Genomic DNA, 19,871 nt, shown 5'->3' with positions numbered 1-19,871 from the left:
ACCTCGGTTGGTGACCGTTCCCGGCCGAGCGGCGCCCGTCGTCGGCCAAAGGCGCCTGCCGCCTGCGGGGCTGGCGGCCCGGACCGGCTCGCCATCAGCCAAGGGAGCGAGACATGGACAGCTCTGTTCGGGGAGACGCCCGCTACCTCGACGACACCGCACTCGCGTCGCTGGACGCACACTGGAGGGCCGCGAACTATCTGGCCGTCGGCCAGATCTACCTGATGTCCAACCCGCTCCTCAAGGAGCCGCTGCGGCCCGAACACATCAAGCCCAGGCTGCTGGGGCACTGGGGGACCTCGCCCGGCCTCAATCTCGTGCACACCCACCTCAACCGCGTGGCACGAGAGCGCGGACAGGACATCGTCTGCGTCTGGGGGCCCGGCCACGGCGGGCCTGCCGTTCTGGCGAACTCCTGGCTGGAGGGCACGTACTGCGAGACCTATCCGGACGTCGGCCGGGACGAGGTCGGCATGGGCCGGCTCTTCCGGCAGTTCTCGTTCCCCGGCGGCGTGCCCAGCCACGTGGCTCCTGAGACTCCCGGCTCGATCCACGAGGGCGGCGAACTGGGGTACGCCCTGGCCCACGCCTACGGTGCGGCCCTGGACAATCCGGATCTGCTCGTCGGATGCGTGATCGGTGACGGTGAGGCAGAGACCGGGCCGCTGGCGGCCTCGTGGCACTCAAACAAGTTCCTCGATCCCGTTCACGACGGGGCCGTCCTGCCGATTCTGCATCTCAACGGCTACAAGATCGCCAACCCGGCCGTCCTCGCACGCCTGCCCAGGGAGGAACTCGACGACTTCCTGCGGGGCGTGGGGCACGAGCCCTTGCACGTCGAGGGCGACGAGCCGCTGCGGGTACACAGCGCCATGGCGCGAGCGATGGACACCGCGCTCGACCGGATCAGGACCGCGCAGCGGCGAGCCCGCGAAGAAGGCGTGAGGGAACGCGTCCGCTGGCCGGTGATCGTCCTGCGCACACCCAAGGGGTGGACCGGACCGGCCGAGGTCGACGGGCTGCCGGTCGAGGGGACGTGGCGCGCCCATCAGGTCCCTCTGGGCGGAGTGCGCGAAAACCCCGACCACCTGCGCCAGTTGGAGCGGTGGATGCGCTCCTACCGGCCCGAGGAGCTCTTCGACGAGGCCGGGCGGCCCGTCGACGCCGTACTGGACTGCGTACCGGCCGGAACGCGGCGGCTGGGCGCGAGCCCGCACGCCAACGGAGGGCTGCTCGTCCACGACCTGCCGATCCCGCCGCTGGACCGGCACGCCGTAGCCGTCGACAAACCCGGCACCACCCTGCACGAACCCACCCGGGTCCTGGGCGGCCTCCTGGAAGCCGTGATGGAGAACACCGCGCAGCGGCGTGATTTCCGGCTCGTGGGACCGGACGAAACCGCCTCCAACCGACTCCAGGACGTGTACGGGGCGAGCGGCAAGGCGTGGCAGGCACAGACACGGGACACCGACGAGCATCTGGACCCGCACGGCCGGGTGATGGAGATCCTCTCGGAGCACACCTGCCAGGGGTGGCTGGAGGGCTACCTCCTCACCGGCAGGCACGGCCTCTTCTCTTGCTACGAGGCGTTCGTCCACATCGTCGACTCCATGGTCAACCAGCACATCAAGTGGCTGCGCACCTCCCGCCGCCTGCCCTGGCGGCGTCCCATCGCATCCCTCAACTACCTGCTCACCTCACACGTGTGGCGACAGGACAGCAACGGCTTCTCCCACCAGGACCCCGGTTTCATCGACCATGTCCTCAACAAGTCACCTGAGGTCGTACGGGTGTACCTGCCGCCGGACGCCAACACGCTGCTTTCCGTGGCGGACCACGTCCTGCGCTCCCGCGACTACGTCAACGTCGTCGTGGCGGGCAAGCAGCCCTGTTTCGACTGGCTGACGCTCGAAGAGGCTCGGGGACACTGTGCCCGCGGCGCGGGAATCTGGGACTGGGCCGGCAACGAGAACCACGACGGAGAGCCCGACGCCGTCCTCGGGTGCGCGGGGGACGTCCCCACCCTGGAAGTCATGGCTGCCGCCCAACTCCTTCGGCAGCACCTGCCCGACCTCGCCGTCCGGGTCATCAACGTGGTCGACCTGGCCCGCCTGCTCCCGCAGGAGGAACACCCGCACGGAATGTCGAGCGCGGATTTCGATGCCCTGTTCACCCCCGACAAGCCCGTCGTCTTCGCCTACCACGGCTACCCGTGGCTCATCCACCGCCTCACCTACCGGCGCACCGGGCACGCGAACCTTCATGTGCGTGGATACAAGGAGGAGGGCACGACGACCACGCCCTTCGACATGGTGGTGCGCAACGACCTCGACCGTTACCGGCTGGTCATGGACGTCATCGACCGTGTCCCCGGACTCGCCGTCCGTGCCGCCGCGGTCCGCCAGGAGATGGCGGACGTACGGCTGCGCCACCACGCGTGGATCCGCGCACACGGCACTGATCTCCCGGAGGTCAGCGACTGGACCTGGATCAACTGACCTCCAAGGACGGCTAAGGCGGGGTCGCGAAGCCAGCGGCAGACGCTGGTCTCCCGCGACCCGGCCGACAGCTCCGCGAGCACCGCAACACACCACCGAACCGTGACCACACCACGTCAGGGAGAGATCCTGATCATGCTCCTGGGCCGCCTGCTCGGCCTCGTACTGCCCCTGCGCGCCGGACAGATCCTGTGGATCAACCTCCTCACCCACGGCCTGACCGGGATGGCCAGGGGAGCCGAACCCTCCTCACCCGACGCGATGCACCACCCGCCCCGCCGCCCACGGCCGCACGTCCTCGGCGGCGGCCTGTGGCAGCGTGTCCTGCGGCTGCCGCTCCTCGTCACTGCCGTGTGTCTCGGCGTCAGTGTCTGGGTCCGGGATACCGGCGGCCCCTGGCAGACGGTGCTGTTCCTGTCCTTGCCGGCCGCCCGGCCCGGAGTCGCACTGGGGTTGCGCGAGCGGGTTCTGACGCGCCGAAACCCCAGCCTTCCGGTCGCCGTGCTGACCGCGGGCCCGGTAGTACCGACCGAGGTGTTCCCGCCCGCCCTAAGGCCGCCGTCGAGGCCCGTACAAGGCTGGCCGTTCCTCAGCTGTCACGGTCCGCACCAAGAGAAGGAGAGGAAATGAGCCGACGTAGCGAAAGTCCGCACGGCCACGTCGTGGTCGGCACGGACGGATCCCGTGCGGCGACCCACGCACTCGAACAGGCGGCCGGTGAAGCGCACCGGCGCCAGGTGCCCCTCGAGATAGTCCATGCCTGGCCCTGGGGCGGCGCGTACGAGCCCCTGGACGATGATGCGCCGGGCATCCTTGCGAAAGCCGCCCGGCACGTCGCCGCGCTGGCCCCGGAAGTACCGGTCACCACCGCCGCCGTCGCGGACGACGCCGCAGAAGTGCTGGTGAGGAGGAGCCGGGCAGCGGCCCTCACCGTGGTCGGCACCCGCGGCAACGGTGGATTCACCGGCTTGCTGCTGGGTTCCGTGAGCCTGCGCATGGCCGCGCACTGCCGAAGCCCGCTACTCGTCGTACGGGACGAATCTCCCCTGCGGACGATGCCCCGCGTTCGCACCATCGTCGTGGGCGTGCGGGGCAAGGAGGACGCCCCGGCAGCGTCCTTCGCCTTCGAGGAGGCCCTCCGACGAGACGCCGGGGTGTCGGTCGTGCACGCATGGGCCTTCGGACGGAACGACCGCACGCGCAGCGACCGCGAATCCCGCGCACGGCGAGAGGAGGTGTCGGCCGAACCGGTCGTGGCACCGCTCCGCAAAGAACACCCGTTCGTGCCACTGGACAACCGGTCGGTGCGCGTCGCACCCGCTCGGGCACTGATCGACGCCGGTGCGACGGGTGAGATCGTCGTCATCGCCACACACCGCCGGAAGTACGCGCTGGGACTGCAACTCGGCCCGGTGACGCATGCGCTCCTGCACCATGCGCGCGGCCACGTCGTCCTCGTCCCCGTCACGAACGGACCCTCGATGGGATCGAGCGCTTCTGTCGTGCCGTCGGGGTTGGGCGTTTACTGACCATTGCGAGGTCACGTCGGGTGACGCGGGGCACTGGGACAGGGACGCCCGCCGCCACGGCCCCGGAACGGGACACCCCGCCCGTGCCCGGTGTGCGGCCGGCCATGGCCCGGCTCGGAGCGAGGGAACACATCACGTTCGGGGGCTGCCTCGAAGAGGGAGCGACAGGATTCACGGCCCGGAAGATCGTCTGCTCTGGAAGAGGCGGGGACTTCCGCGACTTCGGGCAGATCGAGGCGTGGGCCACGCACTACGGTGAACAGCGGGGAACCGGTTCGAACTGCCTTGTCTGCTGTGTCGGTCGGAGGAAGCCATGAGCGGGGATGGACGCGGCGGTTCCGAGGAGCACGTGCCCAAACTGCGGCTCGACGAACTGCTGGACGAGCTGCAAGTGCGCATCGACGCGGTCCGCGGCACCCGGGACCGCCTGCACAGCCTGCTGGAGGCCGTTCTCTCGGTCGGACGGGAACTCGACCTGGCGCAGGTGCTGCGCAGCATCGTCGAGGCCGCGGTGGTGCTGGTGGACGCCGAGTACGGCGCGCTGGGCGTGATCGCCGGTGACCAGAGTCTGTCCGAGTTCCTGACCGTCGGCATCGGCGAAGAGGGACGGTCGGAGATCGGGGCGCTGCCCAGCGGGCACGGTCTCCTCGGAGAGCTGATCCGCCGCCCGGCGCCACTGCGGCTGCCGGAGCTGTCGGAGCACCCGGCGTCGTACGGCTTTCCGGCGAATCACCCGCCGATGCATTCGTTCCTCGGCGTACCGATCCGGGTGCGCCATGAGGTGTTCGGAAACCTCTACCTCACCGAAAAGCGCAGTGCCAGGGAATTCGACGCGGAGGACGAGTCCGTCCTGACGACGCTGGCAGTCGCCGCCGGAGTGGCCATCGAGAACGCGCGGCTGTACGAGGAGACCAGACTGCGCGAGCGCTGGCAGAGGGCGAGTGGCAAGGTCACCAGCATGCTCCTGGCCGGTGCGCCGAGCGCGGAGGTGATGGAACTGATCGTCGACGAGGCCCGGAAGATCGTCTTCGCCGACATGGGGCTGATCGCCGAGCGCGTACCGGGCGAGGAGACTCTGCGGCCGGCCCTGGCGGTCGGCCTGGGCAGAGAGGAACGCAGCGGCCTGGTGCTGTCCGCCCGGGACGGTTTCGTCGGAGCGGCACTTGGCGCGATGGAGCCGGTGGTCAGCGCCGACGTCGGGCACGATTCCCGCACGGGCGAAGACGAAGCCCAGTGGGCCGGGCTCGGACCCGTGGTCGCGGTGCCGCTCGGCGCCGGGGGGAAAGCGCGAGGCGTGTTGCTGCTGGGGCGCGTGCCGGGCGGTACGCCGTTCGGCGACGTGGACTCCGGACCGCTGCTCGGGTTCGCCGACCAGGCGGCGCTGGCTCTGGAGCTGGCAGAGCGGCGGCGGGACGCGGAACAGATCACTCTGCTCGAGGATCGGGATCGCATCGCCCGCGACCTCCATGACATCGCCATCCAGCGGCTCTTCGCGGCCGGCATGACCCTGCAGAGCACCCAGCGGTTCATGGAGCACCCCGAGGGCATGGAGCGGTTGACACGGACCGTCGACGACCTCGATGACACCATCAAGATGATTCGTTCCACGATCTTCGGACTGCGCACCCACAGCGGGGGCGGGCGGGGCGGCGACGGCTTGCGCGCCCGGGTGTCCGAGGCGGTGAGGGACTCGGCCACGTCACTCGGATTCCCGCCCGCGCTGCGCATCGAGGGCCTCGTCGAGACCGATGTCCCCGGCGACATCGCCGACCACGCGGTCGCGGTCCTCGGCGAGGCGCTCAGCAACGCGGCCCGGCACTCCGGAGCACTGGCCGTGGACGTCCGACTTCAGTGCGCCAGTGGCGAGTTGACGCTCACGGTGACGGACGACGGCTGCGGGGTGCCGGGTGGCGCCGGGCGTAGCGGGCTGAAGAACATCGAGGAGCGGGCCGTCACCCTGGGCGGAACGCTGACGCTCGACGAACGGCCGGAGGGCGGCGGCACGCGGCTGGTGTGGCAGGTTCCCGTGACTGCGGACGGAGCCGTGGCCGGAGGCTGACGCGCAAGGGCGCGGCCCGGGGGCAGGGCCGGACGACGAAGCGGGGCAGGAGGGGCTCATCGCATGGGACGGTCGGTGGAGTCGGGCCGTTCGAGATGGCTGGCCAGGACCGCCGCCTGGACGCGGCGTTGGACGCCGAGTTTGGCCAGCAGCCGGGAGATGTGGTTCTTCACCGTCTTCTCGGACAGGTAGAGCTTCTTTCCGATCTCGCGGTTGGTGAGCCCGTCTCCGATGAGCGTGAGGATGTCCCGCTCGCGGGGTGACAGGCCGGCGAGCTCAGGTGCGAGTGCCGGTCCTTCGGCGGGGCCTGCGCGCAGGGAGCGCATCAGACGGGCAGTGGTCGTGGGGTCCAGCATCGACTGGCCGGAGGCGACCGTGCGGATCGCCATGACCAGGTCGGAGCCCTTGATCTGCTTGAGCACATAGCCCGCCGCCCCCGCCATGATCGCGTCGAGCAGGGCCTCTTCGTCGTCGAACGACGTCAGCATCAGACAGGCCAGCTCCGGCATCTGGCTGCGCAGCTCGCGGCAGACACTGATCCCGTCACCGTCCGCCAGCCGGACGTCGAGGACGGCGACGTCCGGGCGAAGCGCCGGTGCGCGTACCAGAGCGTGCTCGGCGCTGTCCGCGTCGCCGACCACTGAGATGTCGGGCTCGGAGTCCAGCAGGTCGGTGAGGCCGCGTCGTACGACCTCGTGGTCATCCAACAGGAAGACCTGGATCGGGTTCTGTTCCGTGAACGTACGCGCCTCGGCCATGAGGACCTCTCGTTCGCTGGTGGACTGCAGATCACATGCCGATCGCCATGACCATCGTCACCCTTGTGAAGCGGACGCACCAGGGCCGAGCGGCCCAATCCGACCACAGCCGTCGGATGCGGATGCGGCTGCCGGCCAGTGCTCCGGGCGGCGAGCTCCCACTTCTCGCAGCTGTCACTGCGCATCGGTCAATTCATGTCGCCGCACCATGCCCGACGCCTGCCCGGCCCGGAACCTGATCCACCCCACCGCACAAGAGCCATCAGCCTTCTGACCGGCGGGGAGCCAGGTGGTCCTTGATCGGCGGCACGTCCATCGTCTCAGTGCTCCCAGCCAGCGGCCGATCCACTTCCATTCGAACCGCCCACCGAAGTCCCTCGGGGAGCGCTACGAGGTCTCGTCACGGGGTCTCGTCCTTCAGCCAGTCCGGTGTGTGGATTCCTTCGCCGCCGTACATCGGGAGCTTCAGCGACGCGCCGTGGCGGGCGAGTTGGCTCCAGGGGCGGTTGATGCCCGCGCTGCCGTAGCGGCGCACGCGGGCGACGGTGTCGAGGTCGAGGACGTCGACGATGATCTCTTCACCGGGGCCGGCCTGTTGGCGCACGATGCCTTCCGGATCGACGACGGCGCTCTGTCCGACGCCGGCCGGGTCGGCGGCGTTGACGTTGACGACGTAGAGCTGGTTGGTCCAGGCGTTGGCCCGTGCGCAGACCAGCTCCATCTCCCGGTCGCGGGTGGGGGTGAGGGTGGGCTGGATGACGATCTCCGCGCCCAGCCAGGCGAGTTGGCGCATCGTTTCGGGGAACGAGCCGTCGTAGCAGATGGCCAGGCCCACGCGGCCTGCGCCGGGGATGTCGAAGACGGTGAACTCGTGGCCGGGGACGGTCTTCTCGTACGGCTGCCAGGGGAAGACCTTGCGGTAGCGGGCGGCGATCTCGCCTTGCGGGGAGATGGCCAGGGCGGTGTTGTGCAGGCGCCCGTCCTCGGTGCGCTCGTACACGCTGCCCGGGACGAGCCACAGGCCGGTTTCCACGGCCAGGGCGCAGATCCGGTCGGTGAGCGGCCCCGGGATCGTGACGGCGGCCCGCTCCGTCCAGCCGTCCGGGGCCGACTGCAGCAGGGTGCCCTCGGCGGCGAGCAACAGCTCGGGGACTACGACGAGTTGGACGTGGGGGAACAGGTCGCGGGTCGTGCGGACCTGGTCGGCGAAGCGCTGCCAGGTCGCCTCGATGTCGTGGGGTACGGGCGTGGTCTGGACGGCGGCGATGGCGAGTGTGCGCATGGGGGAGTTCAGTCCTCGGTGACGGTGAGTTCGGCGACCGTGGTGCGGCCGTCGCGGAAGAAGCGGTGGAAGCGGATGCGGGCGGCGGCCAGGGCCAGGGCGCCGGCGGCCATGGAGCCGGCGCCGAGCAGGAAGACCCCGCCGATGCCGTGGAAGGACGTACTGCCGTAGGCCGGGTCGTACATGTCGTGGGCGCTGCGGGCGAAGGCGGCCAGCATCATCACACCGCCGAGCAGGGGCAGGACCCCGCGCAGCAGCAGGTCGCGGAGCGAGTCGCGCAGGCGACCCCGGAAGTACCAGACGCAGGCGAGCGCGGTGGTGCCGTAGTAGCAGGCGATCAGCAGTCCGACGCACAGGATGGCGTCGCCGAGGAAGTCGGTGGAGACGAGCGTGAGGACGACGAGGAAGCAGGCGGCCGTCGCGCCGATGAATACGGTGCCGAATCCGGGAGTGCGGTGCCGGGGGTGGACTCGGGCGAAGGCGGCGGGGAGGGCGCCGTGGGCGGCCATGGACAGGGTGCCGCGCGAGGAGCCCACGAGGCTGGTGAGCAGGGCGGAGACCGCGGACACGCAGACGGCCAGCTGCATCACCTTGGCCGCCGCCGTGCCGAGGACCGGCGGGGCCAGCGTGGACAGGATGTCGGCGGCGTTGTCGGGGTTGCCGAGCCCTGTTCCGCCGGTGCCGGTGCCGGCGAAGCTGATCGCCGCGAAGGCGGTGAACAGGTAGGTCCCCAGGAGTACGAGGGTGGAGATGACGGCGGCCTGGCCCGCTACGCGTTCCCCGTCGCGCGTCTCCTCGTTCGCGGTGATCAGCGCGTCCCAGCCCCAGTAGATGAACAGGCACAGCATCACCGCTTCGGCGAACGGGCCGAAGCCGTCGAAGGCGAAGGGGTTGAGCCAGGCCAGGGACGGGGTGACGGCGCCGTCCCTGGCGAAGGCGGCGGCGCCGAAACCGAGCAGGGCGGCCAACTGCAGTCCGAGCAGGACGTATTGGACGGACGCGGCGAGGTGCAGGCCCCGGTGGGCGATCGAGGTGACGGCTGCCAGCAGCGCCACCGCGGTCATGGTCACGGCGGTGCTGCTGTCGGCGAGGGAGCCCTGGCCGAGCAGGTGGAGCAGGTAGGTGGCGCCGACCTGGGAGAGAGCCGTCATCGCGGTGAGCGTGGCGATCTGCGCCACCCAGCCGCCGGTGAGCCACCCGGTCAGCGGCCCGAACGCGCGCGTGGTCCACACGAAGGTGGTGCCGCAGTCCGGCATCTCGCGGTTCAGCTCACGGAAGGCGAGCGCGGTGAGCAGGATCGGCACGAAGCCCAGCAGGAGCGCGGCCGGCGCGAGATGGCCGACGGTCAGGGTCACGAAGCCGAGGGTCACGGCGATGCTGTACGCGGGGGCGACACAGGAGAGTCCGAGGGTGACGGAGGCGAGCAGGCCCACCGAACCCTCGCGCAGCCCCTTGTCGGGGGCGGACGGCGATCCCGTTCCGGCCTCGGCGTCGGTCGGGTTGGGCATGGTGCCTCCGTGAGCCGCAGGTTTGTTAAACGCAGATTTAAGACGTGGGTCGATGGCGCGTCAATAGCTGCCGGGCTATCGTTAAATTTGCGTACAACAGAACGGTGAGGGGAACGGTGTGGCGGCGAGGAAGGGCAGCGGCAAGGAGGCCCGCCGGGCCGAGCTGGGCAAGGCGGTGGAGCGGGCTCTGGTGGCGCGCGGGCTCGAGGGCCTGCGGCTGCGGGACATCGCGGACGAGGCGGGGGTGACCCCTGCCGCAGTGCTCTACTACGGCGACCTGGACGCCCTCGTCCACGCGGCCTACCAGCAGGCCATCGAGCGCTACAGCCAGGAACGCGAAGAGGCCGCGAACCGCTTCGCCGACGCCCGCGACCAACTGGCAGCCTGCATCGACAAGGGGGTGGCCGGAGGCCCCGACGACGCGCTGCCCCGACTCCTGTTCGAGTACTGGCCCCGCTGTCTGCGCGACGCCAGGGCCGCGGCCCTCGACAGTGCGTTGACGGAGCGTCAGATCGCCGTGTACTCGGGCATCCTGGTCCTGGGGCAGGCGCAGGGGCACTTCACCCTGCAGGATCCGCCGCGTCTGCTCGCCGCCAGTTTCGTCGCCATGGAGGACGGCTATCAGATGGAGGTCCTCGCCGGTCGCCGCTCCCGAGCCGAAGTGATCACCGCCCTGCGTGCCTACGCGCGAGCGGTGACGGGCCACGACGCGGCCGACCGCGGCTGAGGCGCTACGTGCGTGGTGCGGCGCTGTCCGGCGAGCCGGGTGCCGAAGTGAGCATCCGCCATATCCCGCGGACCTGGCTCGCCATGTCGATGTCGGGGTCGCTCAGCCACTGGAGCTGGATGCCGTCGGTTGCTGCGACGAGGGCTGAGGCGGTGAAGTGCGGGTCGAGACCGGGGCTCGCCCGGCCGGCCCGCTGCTCGGCCGTGAGGTGCTCGGCGATGGTGGTGCGCAGCAGGGTGAAGCGTTCTCTGAAGTATGTGTGGGCCGGGTGCGCCGGGTCGGTCGAGGCCGCGGCAAGCGTGACGTAGAGGCGTACGCGGGCGGAGTTGGCGGCGTTCGCCGTCAGGGCCTCGGCCAGGAACTCCCCCGGATCGCGCACGGCGTCCGGGTCGTGGAAGCGCGCCTCGGCCGCGCGGTCGTTGGCGCGCAGGACCTCGGTGAGCAGGTGGTCCTTGGATGCGAAGTAGTGCATCAGGCCGGTCAGGCTGATACGGCTCTCCTTGGCGACCATCCGCAGGGTGGTGTTCCGCTCGCCCTCGCGGCCGAAGATCTCAAGCGTGACCTTGAGGATCTCCTCCCGTTTGGCGACCCCCTTGGGGTAGGAAGTTCTGGCTGTCACGCGTCCACCCTATGGGGCGGGCATTCCCTCCGCGCAAAGCCTTGCCCGCAAAAACAGTACGACGTACTGTTTCTCGCCAGTCGCAGGTGCGGCCCCGTGCGGCCCACCGAAGGAAGGTGCCGATGGCGAGACCTCCCTGGCGGGCACCGTGCTCCCTGCCCGCTCCCTGCCGATCCCGCCGGACCGGCATGACCGGCCGCCCCGCCGGTCGACGGCCGGGCACTGCGACGCCTGATGGCGTGCATCGGCCCCGCCAACCTCGGCATCGACCTTGTATGGGGGGAGCCGTACCAGGAACCCTGCCGGCCCTCCAGGTCCCGCACGCGGTGGGCGAGGGCGCGAAGGTCGGCACGCTCGCGGTCATTCCCACGGTGGGCGCGTTCGTCGCGATGGCCTCTGCCTCGGCGGGTACCGCACGCCCTTCCCCCTCGCCCCGGCCTTCGCGCTGCTCGGTGCGGTGGCAGTGCTGCGAGTGAAAGGGGAGCCGATGACCGCGGCCCAGCAGCGCGGCCTCCGCACCGCGCATCAACCCGCACCACGCTCCAAGGAGAAGACATGAACAACCCGAAGCAGCCGGCGCGGATGCCCGGCGAGACGGTGGCCCGGCTGAGCCTCGCCGAGAAGGCCGCCCTGACCACCGGCGCGGGCTGGTGGCACACCACCGCACTGCCCGACGCCGGGATCCCGGAGTGCCGCCTCTCGGACGGCCCGCACGGGCTGCGGCTGCAGAACGACACCGACGCCGACCACCTGGGCATCAACTCCAGCGCTCCGGCCACCTGCTTCCCGCCCGCCGTCACCCTGGCCTGCACCTGGGACAGCGACCTCGCGGGGCGGGTCGGCGGCGCGCTGGCCCGCGAGTGCCTCGCGCACGGCGTGCACGTGCTGCTGGGCCCCGGCGTCAACATCAAGCGCAGCCCGCTGTGCGGGCGCAACTTCGAGTACTTCTCCGAAGACCCGCTGCTCAGTGGGGTGTTGGGAACGGCCTGGGTCAAGGGTCTGCAGGCGCAGGGCGTCGGGGCCTCGGTCAAGCACTTCGCCGCCAACAACCAGGAGACCGGCCGCATGTCGGTCAGCGCGGACATCGACATGCGTACGCTGCGCGAGATCTACCTCCCAGCCTTCCGCCGCGTGGTGACCGAGGCCGAGCCCTGGACCGTCATGTGCGCCTACAACCGGGTCAACGGCGTGTACGCCTCACAGGATCCGTGGCTTCTGACCGACGTCCTGCGAGATGAATGGGGATACGACGGCGTGGTCGTCTCCGACTGGGGCGCCGTCGTCGACCGGGCGCGGGCGCTTGCCGCCGGGCTCGATCTGGAGATGCCGTCCTCGTCCGGCGCCGGGCCCGCCCGGGCCGTCGCCGCGGTGGAGTCCGGTGAACTTCCCGGGGACGCACTGGACCGCAGCGCCGCACGGGTCGTGGCCCTCGCCCGCAAGGCGGCCGCACACGCGCACTCCGACGCCGCCTTCGACCCGGCCGCGCACCACGACCTGGCCCGGGAGGTCGCCACGCGCGGAGCGGTACTGCTCAAGAACGACGGCGCGCTCCTCCCGCTGGACCCCGCACAACTCCAGCACATCGCGGTGATCGGTGAGTTCGCGCGCACGCCCCGCTATCAGGGCGAGGGCAGCTCGCGCGTGACCCCGACCCGGCTGGACGACGCGCTGACCTCGATCACTGAGGCCGCGCCCACGGCGCACGTCACCTTCGCTCCCGGCTTCACCGTCGACGCTCCGGACGCCGATACGGCGGCACTGCACGAGGAGGCCGTCCGTGCGGCGCGGTCGGCGGACGTGGCCGTCCTCTTCCTCGGCCTCCCGCCGAGCCTCGAGTCCGAGGGCTACGACCGTGAGCACATCGAACTCCCCGTGGCGCAGACCCAGTTGCTCGACGCGGTGCGGGCGGCCAACCCGAACGCCGTCGTGGTCCTCGCCAACGGCGGGGTGGTGCGCCTGTCCGGGTGGATCGACGCCGTACCGGCCGTCCTGGAGGGCTGGCTGCTCGGCCAGGCGGGCGGATCGGCCATCGCGGACCTGCTGTTCGGGCGGGCGAACCCGTCGGGGCGCCTCGCGGAGACGATCCCGCTGCGGCTCGCCGACACGCCGGCCCACCTCTCCTGGCCCGGCGAGAACGGTCATGCCGCTTACAGCGAGGGCCTGTTCGTCGGCTATCGCCACTACGACGCCCGCGACATGGCGGTCTCCTTCCCGTTCGGGCACGGCCTCTCCTACACCACGTTCGGCTACGCCGACCTGCGGGTTGCCTGCGACGGCGCCGGGCTCGACGTCACCGTGGCGGTCACCAACACCGGGGAGCGGGCCGGGCACGAGGTCGTCCAGGTGTACGTGGCCGCGCCGGGGGAGCGAGTCCGGCGCCCCGTGCGGGAGTTGAAGGGGTTCGCCGCGGTGTGGCTCTCGCCCGGTGAGACCCGCCACGTCACCGTCCGCGTCGCCCGCGCCGACCTCGCCCATTTCGACACCGCGGCCGGTACCTGGCTCGTCGAGGGCGCCGATCACCGTATCGATGTCGGGTCCTCCAGCCGTGACATCCGGCTGACGGCGACGGTCCCGGTGGACGGCGACGCCCACGCCGACCTGCCCGACGCCGACTCGACCCTCGCGGTATGGCTCGCCCACCCCGTGGGGGGCCCGGCCGTCGAGGCACTGCTGAGCCGGGTCCGGGCGTCCATGGGCGACGCCTACCCCAGGGAGGGAAGCCGGCGTCAGCGCATGGTGAGCGGCATGCGCCTCAGCCAGCTCGCCCAGCTTCCGTTCGTTCCCCTGGGCTTCGACGACGTACGGGAACTGGTCGACACGGTGCGGTCGGCCGCGGGCGCGGGGAAGGAGAAGGCCTCCTGACCCCGGCGTCACCTCTCAGCCGGCGACCGTCCGGAACCCGCAGTTGCCGCTGCTGGAGGCGGGCGTGTTGGCCGAGCGGGCGGCCACGCGGTAGCGGTGGCAGTAAGTGTGGTGGCACAGGTAGGAACCGCCGCGCATGACACGGCGCTCGCCCCGCCCCGGCCCCTGGGGGTCGGTCGGGGGCGAACACGTGTAATAGTCCGCGGCGAACCAGTCCGCGCACCATTCCCACACGTTCCCGGCGACCTCGTACAGGCCGAGACCGTTGGGCGGGTAGGAGCGCACTGGGGCGGTGGCCAGCCAGCCGTCCGCGCCGGTGTTGGCGTAGGGGAATGTGCCCTGCCAGATGTTGCACAACCACCTCCCGCCGGGGGTGAGTTCGTCGCCCCAGGCGAAGCGGCGGCCCTCGAGTCCGCCGCGTGCCGCGTACTCCCACTCCGCCTCGGTCGGCAGGCGGCGCCCCGCCCACGCGCAGTAGGCGAGGGCGTCGTCCCAGGTCACGTGCACGACGGGGTGGTCCGCCTCCGCGGTGGACAGCGGGCCGTGCGGGTGGCGCCAGTCGGCTCCGCGTACGTCCAGCCACCAGGGTGAGGCCGGGTCGGTCCCGAGCACGTCCGCCCGTTCGGCGGCGGCCGCCAGGTGGAACACGGCGGAGCTGCCCTCCCGTTCGGCGACGGTCACGTACGCGGAGTCGGCGACGAACGCCTCGAACATCGTCACGGTGACCGCCGTGACGTCGATGGCGAACGGGGCGACGTGTACTGCGTGCACGGGCTGTTCACCGTCCGCCGGACAGCCCTCGTCGAAAGCGTCGCCCATCAGGAACTCACCCCCGGGGAGGGGGACGTGATCGTGCGCGGGCGGCACGCGCGCCGGCGTGGGCAGCGGTCCCGTCGAGCAGATCCGGGTGTCCGGTACGCAACATCCCATTGACGTCTCCATGACGCGAGTATATGAATTCTCACCTAGGTGAGACTGCACATCGCGACACGTCGCGCACAGCTTCCGAACTGAGGGAGTCCACGTCCGTGAAGTTCGAGTACGTCCTGCTCGGCCTGCTGGCCCGTCATCCCCACAGCGGGTACGACCTGCGCAAGTGGCTCGAGATCGAAGGGCAGTTCCTGTGGGCGCGGGCGCACCACAGCCAGATCTACCGCAAGCTCGGGCAGATGGAGGCCGACGGCTGGGTGCGGCACGACGTCGACGCGCGCGAGGGCCGCCCGGACGCCAAGGTGTACCGGCTCACGCCGCGTGGGCGCGAGGTCCTCCTGGAATGGGTGCGCTCGCCCTACGAACCGCCCAGCCGCTTCCAGGAGATCGACTTCCTCGCGCGGTTCAGCGTCTCGGCGCCGCTCGACAAGGATGCCGCGATCCGGATCGTCGGGACCGAACTCGACCACCGTCGCGCGCAGATCGCCAAGAACCGGGACCGCGACCGCACTCTCCTCTACGAGGACCCGGCACCCGGCCTCGACCAGGACCTCGACCGGCAGGTCCACGACGCGCTCCACGCGCTCGGCGCGGCCGCCATGGACCGCTGGGTCGCCTGGCTGGAGCGGACCTTGCGCAGCCTGACAGAAGGGAAGCCCGTCCGATGAGGGCCATCATGGTGATGTTCGACAGCCTCAACCGGCACATGCTGCCGCCGTACGGAGGCGACTGGACCCATGCTCCGAACTTCGCGCGGCTCGCGGAGCAGGCCGTCACCTTCGACAACGCGTACGCGGGCTCGATGCCCTGCATGCCGGCCCGCCGCGAACTCCACACGGGTCGGCACAACTTCCTGCACCGCGGTTGGGGCCCCCTCGAGCCGTTCGACGACTCGATGCCCGAACTCCTCAAGCAGAACGGCGTGTACACCCACCTCGTCAGCGACCACCCGCACTACTGGGAGGACGGTGGCGCCACCTACCACGGCCGCTACAACACCTGGGAGTTCTTCCGCGGCCAGGAGGGCGACCCGTGGAAGGGGCGGGTCGCCGACCCCGAGATACCCGAGGACCTGAAGCGGATGCGGTTCGGCGGCTACCGCCAGGACTGGGTCAACCGCCCCCACATGGCGACGGAGGACCGGCACCCGCAGACCCTCACCTTCGACGCGGGCCTCGGCTTCGTCCGTACGAACAAGGACGCCGACCGGTGGTTCGTGCAGATCGAGACCTTCGACCCGCACGAGCCGTTCTTCAGCCACCAGCAGTACAAGGACCTCTACCCCCACGACTACGACGGCCCGCACTTCGACTGGCCCGACTACAAACGCGTCGTCGAGACCGACGGCCAGGTGGAGCACGCCCGCTTCGAGTACGGGGCGCTCCTGTCGATGTGCGACCACTCGCTCGGCCGGGTCCTGGACACCATGGACGAGCTGGAGCTGTGGGACGACACCCTGCTGGTCGTCAACACCGACCACGGGCTGCTGCTCGGCGAGAAGGGCTGGTGGGGCAAGAGCGTCCAGCCCTGGTTCAACGAGCTCGTCCATCTGCCCCTGTTCGCCTGGGACCCGCGCAACCGCGCCGCGGGCCAGCGGCGTTCGGCGTTGGTGCAGACCGTGGACGTGGCGCCGACCCTCCTCGAGTTCTTCGGCATCGACCGTCCCGGCGACATGCAGGGCACGCCCCTGCCGGTCGCCGAGGACACCCCGGTGCGCGAGGCGGGCCTGTTCGGCATCCACGGCGGACACGTCAATGTCACGGACGGCCGCTACGTCTACATGCGGGCGCCCGCCTCACCCGACAACGCGCCCCTGTACGAACACACCCTGATGCCGACCCATATGCGGGGCCGCTTCTCGGCCGCCGAGCTTGCGGACCTGGAGCTGGCCGCGCCGTTCGACTTCACCAAGAACGTCCGCACTCTGCGCGTACCGGGCCGCACCCTCGTCAATCCGTACCACCACGGCACGCTCCTCTTCGACCTGGAGGCCGACCCCGAGCAGCACAGCCCGCTGACCGACGACACCGCCGAACTGCGCATGGCCACCTTGCTGGTGGAGCTGATGCGCGCCAATGACGCCCCGCCCAGCCAGTACGAACGCCTCGGTCTGCCGGCCCACGGCCCGGTCACGGAGAAGCACCTTCTGGTACGGGTCCAGCGCGAGCAGGCCGAACGGGCCGCCCAACCGCTGCCCCGCGCCGAGGACTTCCCCGAGGGGCGTCTCTCGCTGCGGACGCCCCTCATGGCGCTGATCTCCGACCCGGTCGCCGTCGAAGTGCTGCGCAGGCACCTGCCCGGCGTCGCCGATTCGGAGCTCCTCCAGATGCTCGGGGCGACCCCGCTCATCGATGTCGCCGCGATGGCGGGCGCGCTGTTCCCGTCGTCGAACCTCCGCCTGGTGGCCGAGGAGCTCGCTCAGCTCTGAGGCGCTTGCGGCCGTGTGAGCCGGTGACGGGGTTGCCGCCCCGTCACCGGCGATTGCCCTCTCCCTCCCGCAGATCTCCCGCCAAGAAGAACGCAGAGAAATGAGAAGGCGCGATGCCTGAGCTTAGTCAGAGCCCCGTCATGCCCAAAGCCGAGGCCCGGATCGAGGGGCGCTGGCGGCAGCTCTCCCTGCTCGGCGGCACGATGCTGGTCGACAGCACGGAGGCCAGCCTGGTCAGCAGCCTCTTCCCGCTGATCCGGCAGTCCCTCGGGGTCTCGCTGGGCGGGCTGGGGGTACTGACCGCCACAGCCAAGACCGTGGGCGCGTTCACCGGCCCGCTCTGGGTGTGGGCGGCGCAGCGCTGGTCACGCAAGAGTGTCCTCGTGGTGGCCACCGGACTCTGGGGCGTGTGGGGCGTGGCCGCGGGCTTCTCGCAGAACTTCACCCAACTCCTCGTCCTCTACACGGTGTTGGCGGCGGGCTATGCGGCCGCCAACCCCATCATCACCGAGCTGATCGGCGACCTCTTCGGCGGCTCGTCCCGAGGCCGCGCGGTCGGCGTGGTCTACGGCGCGGTCTCCCTGGTCACCGCCGTGATCGGCCCGCTCAAGGGGCAGCTGGCCGGTGTCGACGACGGCTGGCGCTGGGGCCTGTGGGGCATCGGCGTCTTCAACATCCTGCTGGGCATCGCCCTCTGGCTGGGGTTCCGCGATCCGGGGCACGGCGCGGCCGAGGAGCAGCTCGCCGACCTCGACCGCACCACCCGCGACGCCCACGCGAAGCTCACCTGGACCCGGGCGCTCTCGCTCCTCAAGATCCGCAGCCTGGTGATCCTCCTCGTCTCGCGCCTCCTGTCCGGCCACCTCCTGGTGGGCACCTTCGGCGTGGTCTTCCTCGTGGACGTCTACGGATTCAGCACGCAGAAGGCGTCCATCGTCCTGCTGCCCTTCGGTGTCGGCTACTTCCTCGGCACGCTCCTCGGCGGTGTCGCGGCCGACCACGCCACCCGGCGCAGCCCGCGGCACGGGCTGGTCGCCGTCCTGCAGGCGGGCCAGTTCACGTTCGCGCTCGTCGCCTACTTCGGCACCCAGTTCGACTACGACAGCATCGCCCTGTTCTGCGTCTTCTTCGCCCTCATGGGCGCGACCCAGGGCATCAACCCGAGCGTCAACCGCCCCATGGTCATGGCCATCACCCCACCCGAACTGCGCGGCGCCGCGTTCGCCCTGTACGTATCCATCGTCGAGGCGATCGCCTGGGCGGCCTACAGCCTCGGCGCCGGGTTCCTCGGTGATGCCGTCGGACTGCGCACGGTCTTCCTGTGGGTCCTCGTCGTCCTCATGCTGATCAACGGCGCGTTCCTGACGCTCCTCCACCGCTCGTACGCCGACGACGTGGCGCGCGTCCAGCGGGAACTGTACGCGCGCCGCGAACAAGCCCTCGACCCCACTGCCTGACGCGTGCCGGGGAGCCTCTGCCCCGAGGTGATCGTTCCCACACACGGTCACACAGAAGAGAGAACCCGCCCATGACAGAAGTGCGACGTCTGCCCGAGGGACTCCTGTGGGGCGCCCCCACCGCCGCCCACCAGATCGAGGGCGGCAATACCAACTGCGACTGGTGGGAGTTCGAGCAGAGTCCCTGCGGCACAGCGCCGCCGTTACCTGCGCCACCCCGCTGATCGCCACCGAGAACGGCATCGCGACCGCCGACGACGCCCGCCGGATCAATAACACCACCGGTGCTCTGGACTCTCTGGCCGCCGACCTTCAGCCTGCTCGCCGTCGACCGCGAGACCTTCGTCCGTACCCCCAAGCCCTCGGCCGCCTGGCTGGGCGCCCTCGGCCGCACCCGCGCGCCGCCCGGTGCGGCGTGCGGGCAGTGGGCAGGCGCGGCGGCAGCCACACAACCGGAGCGGAACGGGGATCGGGCGTGCCCGGCCAAGGAGCCTCGGCGAGATCTCGTCACCAGCTCTGAGCTCGGTGACGGTGCGAGGTCGTGAGAGGCCAGGCACCCCCGGTTCCGTCTGTCCGACAGCACAGGCACACTGCGACTGAACGCCGGTGCTCTGGTCGCTCAGTGGTCTGAATAGCTGAAGTCGCCCACGGTCCAGGCGTTGACGTCCTCAATCGCGACGCGGTACATCCCGCCTGTCTCCGGGATCCCCACCGTGCCCTGCAGGATGCGGGCGACATGGAAGTGCAGATGCGTGGGCGGTCCGTTCTCCTCCGCGGCGGTGTCGAAGATGACGGAGAACTCTCCCAGGTGGGTGGAGTCCGTCAGGACCTCCGCGACACGCTGGCGCCACACTGTTTCGGGAGCCAGCCGACCGGTGATGACAGCGCCGCCGGTCACGACGGTCAGGGACATCTGATTGCTTTGCCCGGACTCCACCAGGGCTGCGATGGCAACGAGCAGCTCGTCATGCTTCGACATGGGCGAAATTGTATTCGCCGAAGCTCCAGCTCTTTCAACGGTGCCGCTACCGGGTGAGACACACGCCAGAAGATGGCCCGAAAGCCGGACGATGAACGCCTCGCTCCCACCCTCCGCCACCGTTCGAGGCCGATTGTCTCCCCGCCGGACACGCGTAAATCTGTGTCGGCTGGAGTAGACATTGGGTGGTGGTGTGGTTATGGTTTCTCTCGTAGCCGAGATCGAGCAGGGCCCG

17 protein-coding genes and 1 pseudogene are annotated in these 19,871 nt (G+C 70.4%); 12 read left to right on the top strand and 6 right to left on the bottom strand.

Annotated features, from left to right (window positions below; all coding sequences use genetic code 11):
* The first annotated feature begins 113 nt into the window (after nt 1–113).
* From ACZ592_RS25185 to ACZ592_RS25170, 4 genes are all read left to right on the top strand, one after another.
* A complete protein-coding gene (locus ACZ592_RS25185; RefSeq protein ID WP_471583876.1) occupies nt 114–2,498 on the top strand; it encodes a phosphoketolase family protein in 2,385 nt (794 codons plus the stop codon).
* 102 nt (nt 2,499–2,600) lie between these two features.
* The gene (locus ACZ592_RS25180) at nt 2,601–3,128 is read left to right on the top strand and encodes a cation transporting ATPase C-terminal domain-containing protein (protein WP_471583875.1); all 528 of its coding nucleotides are present in this window, start codon (nt 2,601–2,603) and stop codon (nt 3,126–3,128) included.
* Between the two features lie 32 nt (nt 3,129–3,160).
* A complete protein-coding gene (locus tag ACZ592_RS25175; RefSeq protein ID WP_471583874.1) occupies nt 3,161–4,027 on the top strand; it encodes a universal stress protein in 867 nt (288 codons plus the stop codon).
* A 313-nt stretch (nt 4,028–4,340) separates the two neighbouring features.
* Nucleotides 4,341–6,086, top strand: coding sequence for a sensor histidine kinase (locus ACZ592_RS25170; RefSeq protein ID WP_471583873.1), 1,746 nt, complete (start codon nt 4,341–4,343; stop codon nt 6,084–6,086).
* Between the two features lie 56 nt (nt 6,087–6,142).
* Here ACZ592_RS25170 and ACZ592_RS25165 read toward each other — a convergent pair whose 3' ends face one another.
* The 3 genes from ACZ592_RS25165 to ACZ592_RS25155 all read right to left on the bottom strand — a co-directional run bounded on the left by ACZ592_RS25165 (nt 6,143) and on the right by ACZ592_RS25155 (nt 9,634).
* Nucleotides 6,143–6,844, bottom strand: coding sequence for a response regulator (locus ACZ592_RS25165; RefSeq protein WP_471583872.1), 702 nt, complete (start codon nt 6,842–6,844; stop codon nt 6,143–6,145).
* 400 nt (nt 6,845–7,244) lie between these two features.
* Nucleotides 7,245–8,126 carry a carbon-nitrogen hydrolase family protein gene (locus ACZ592_RS25160; RefSeq protein WP_471583871.1) on the bottom strand — a complete coding sequence of 294 codons (882 nt, stop codon included), beginning with the start codon at nt 8,124–8,126 and terminating at the stop codon, nt 7,245–7,247.
* A gap of 8 nt (nt 8,127–8,134) precedes the next feature.
* The gene (locus tag ACZ592_RS25155; protein ID WP_471583870.1) at nt 8,135–9,634 is read right to left on the bottom strand and encodes an APC family permease; all 1,500 of its coding nucleotides are present in this window, start codon (nt 9,632–9,634) and stop codon (nt 8,135–8,137) included.
* A 118-nt stretch (nt 9,635–9,752) separates the two neighbouring features.
* Between ACZ592_RS25155 and ACZ592_RS25150 the strand changes: the two genes are divergently transcribed.
* On the top strand, nt 9,753–10,361 hold the full coding sequence (locus ACZ592_RS25150) for a TetR/AcrR family transcriptional regulator (protein WP_471583869.1): 609 nt from the start codon (nt 9,753–9,755) through the stop codon (nt 10,359–10,361).
* Between the two features lie 4 nt (nt 10,362–10,365).
* Here the strand turns inward: ACZ592_RS25150 and ACZ592_RS25145 are convergent, their stop codons facing one another.
* Complete coding sequence (locus ACZ592_RS25145; RefSeq protein WP_471583868.1) at nt 10,366–10,980, bottom strand: TetR/AcrR family transcriptional regulator; 615 nt, start codon at nt 10,978–10,980, stop codon at nt 10,366–10,368.
* Between the two features lie 275 nt (nt 10,981–11,255).
* On the opposite strand from ACZ592_RS25145, the gene ACZ592_RS25140 reads away from it, so the two are divergent.
* A complete protein-coding gene (locus ACZ592_RS25140) occupies nt 11,256–11,456 on the top strand; it encodes a hypothetical protein (RefSeq protein WP_471583867.1) in 201 nt (66 codons plus the stop codon).
* A gap of 79 nt (nt 11,457–11,535) precedes the next feature.
* Nucleotides 11,536–13,842 (top strand): glycoside hydrolase family 3 C-terminal domain-containing protein, encoded by a 2,307-nt coding sequence (locus tag ACZ592_RS25135; RefSeq protein ID WP_471583866.1) that lies wholly within the window; start codon nt 11,536–11,538, stop codon nt 13,840–13,842.
* Nucleotides 13,843–13,857: 15 nt separating this feature from the next.
* Here ACZ592_RS25135 and ACZ592_RS25130 read toward each other — a convergent pair whose 3' ends face one another.
* A complete protein-coding gene (locus ACZ592_RS25130; protein ID WP_471583865.1) occupies nt 13,858–14,784 on the bottom strand; it encodes a formylglycine-generating enzyme family protein in 927 nt (308 codons plus the stop codon).
* Nucleotides 14,785–14,870: 86 nt separating this feature from the next.
* Between ACZ592_RS25130 and ACZ592_RS25125 the strand changes: the two genes are divergently transcribed.
* From ACZ592_RS25125 to ACZ592_RS25105, 5 genes and pseudogenes are all read left to right on the top strand, one after another.
* Nucleotides 14,871–15,440, top strand: coding sequence for a PadR family transcriptional regulator (locus tag ACZ592_RS25125; protein WP_471583864.1), 570 nt, complete (start codon nt 14,871–14,873; stop codon nt 15,438–15,440).
* Nucleotides 15,437–17,200, top strand: a complete 1,764-nt coding sequence (locus ACZ592_RS25120; RefSeq protein ID WP_471583863.1) for a sulfatase — start codon at nt 15,437–15,439, stop codon at nt 17,198–17,200. The genes ACZ592_RS25125 and ACZ592_RS25120 overlap by 4 nt, the downstream gene beginning before the upstream one ends.
* 113 nt (nt 17,201–17,313) lie before the next feature.
* The gene (locus tag ACZ592_RS25115; RefSeq protein ID WP_471583862.1) at nt 17,314–18,657 is read left to right on the top strand and encodes an MFS transporter; all 1,344 of its coding nucleotides are present in this window, start codon (nt 17,314–17,316) and stop codon (nt 18,655–18,657) included.
* Between the two features lie 71 nt (nt 18,658–18,728).
* The gene (locus ACZ592_RS25110) at nt 18,729–18,881 is read left to right on the top strand and encodes a hypothetical protein (protein WP_471583994.1); all 153 of its coding nucleotides are present in this window, start codon (nt 18,729–18,731) and stop codon (nt 18,879–18,881) included.
* Nucleotides 18,839–19,073, top strand: a pseudogene (locus tag ACZ592_RS25105) (glycoside hydrolase family 1 protein); the annotation flags it as partial. The gene ACZ592_RS25110 and the pseudogene ACZ592_RS25105, both read left to right, overlap by 43 nt.
* Nucleotides 19,074–19,276: 203 nt before the next feature.
* Here the strand turns inward: ACZ592_RS25105 and ACZ592_RS25100 are convergent.
* On the bottom strand, nt 19,277–19,636 hold the full coding sequence (locus ACZ592_RS25100; RefSeq protein ID WP_471583861.1) for a hypothetical protein: 360 nt from the start codon (nt 19,634–19,636) through the stop codon (nt 19,277–19,279).
* Nucleotides 19,637–19,871 lie beyond the last annotated feature (235 nt).

Source organism: Streptomyces sp. NPDC040622, assembly GCF_055593965.1.
The sequence above is the reverse complement of the archived record's forward strand: the minus strand, read 5'-3'. Positions and strand labels throughout refer to the sequence as shown.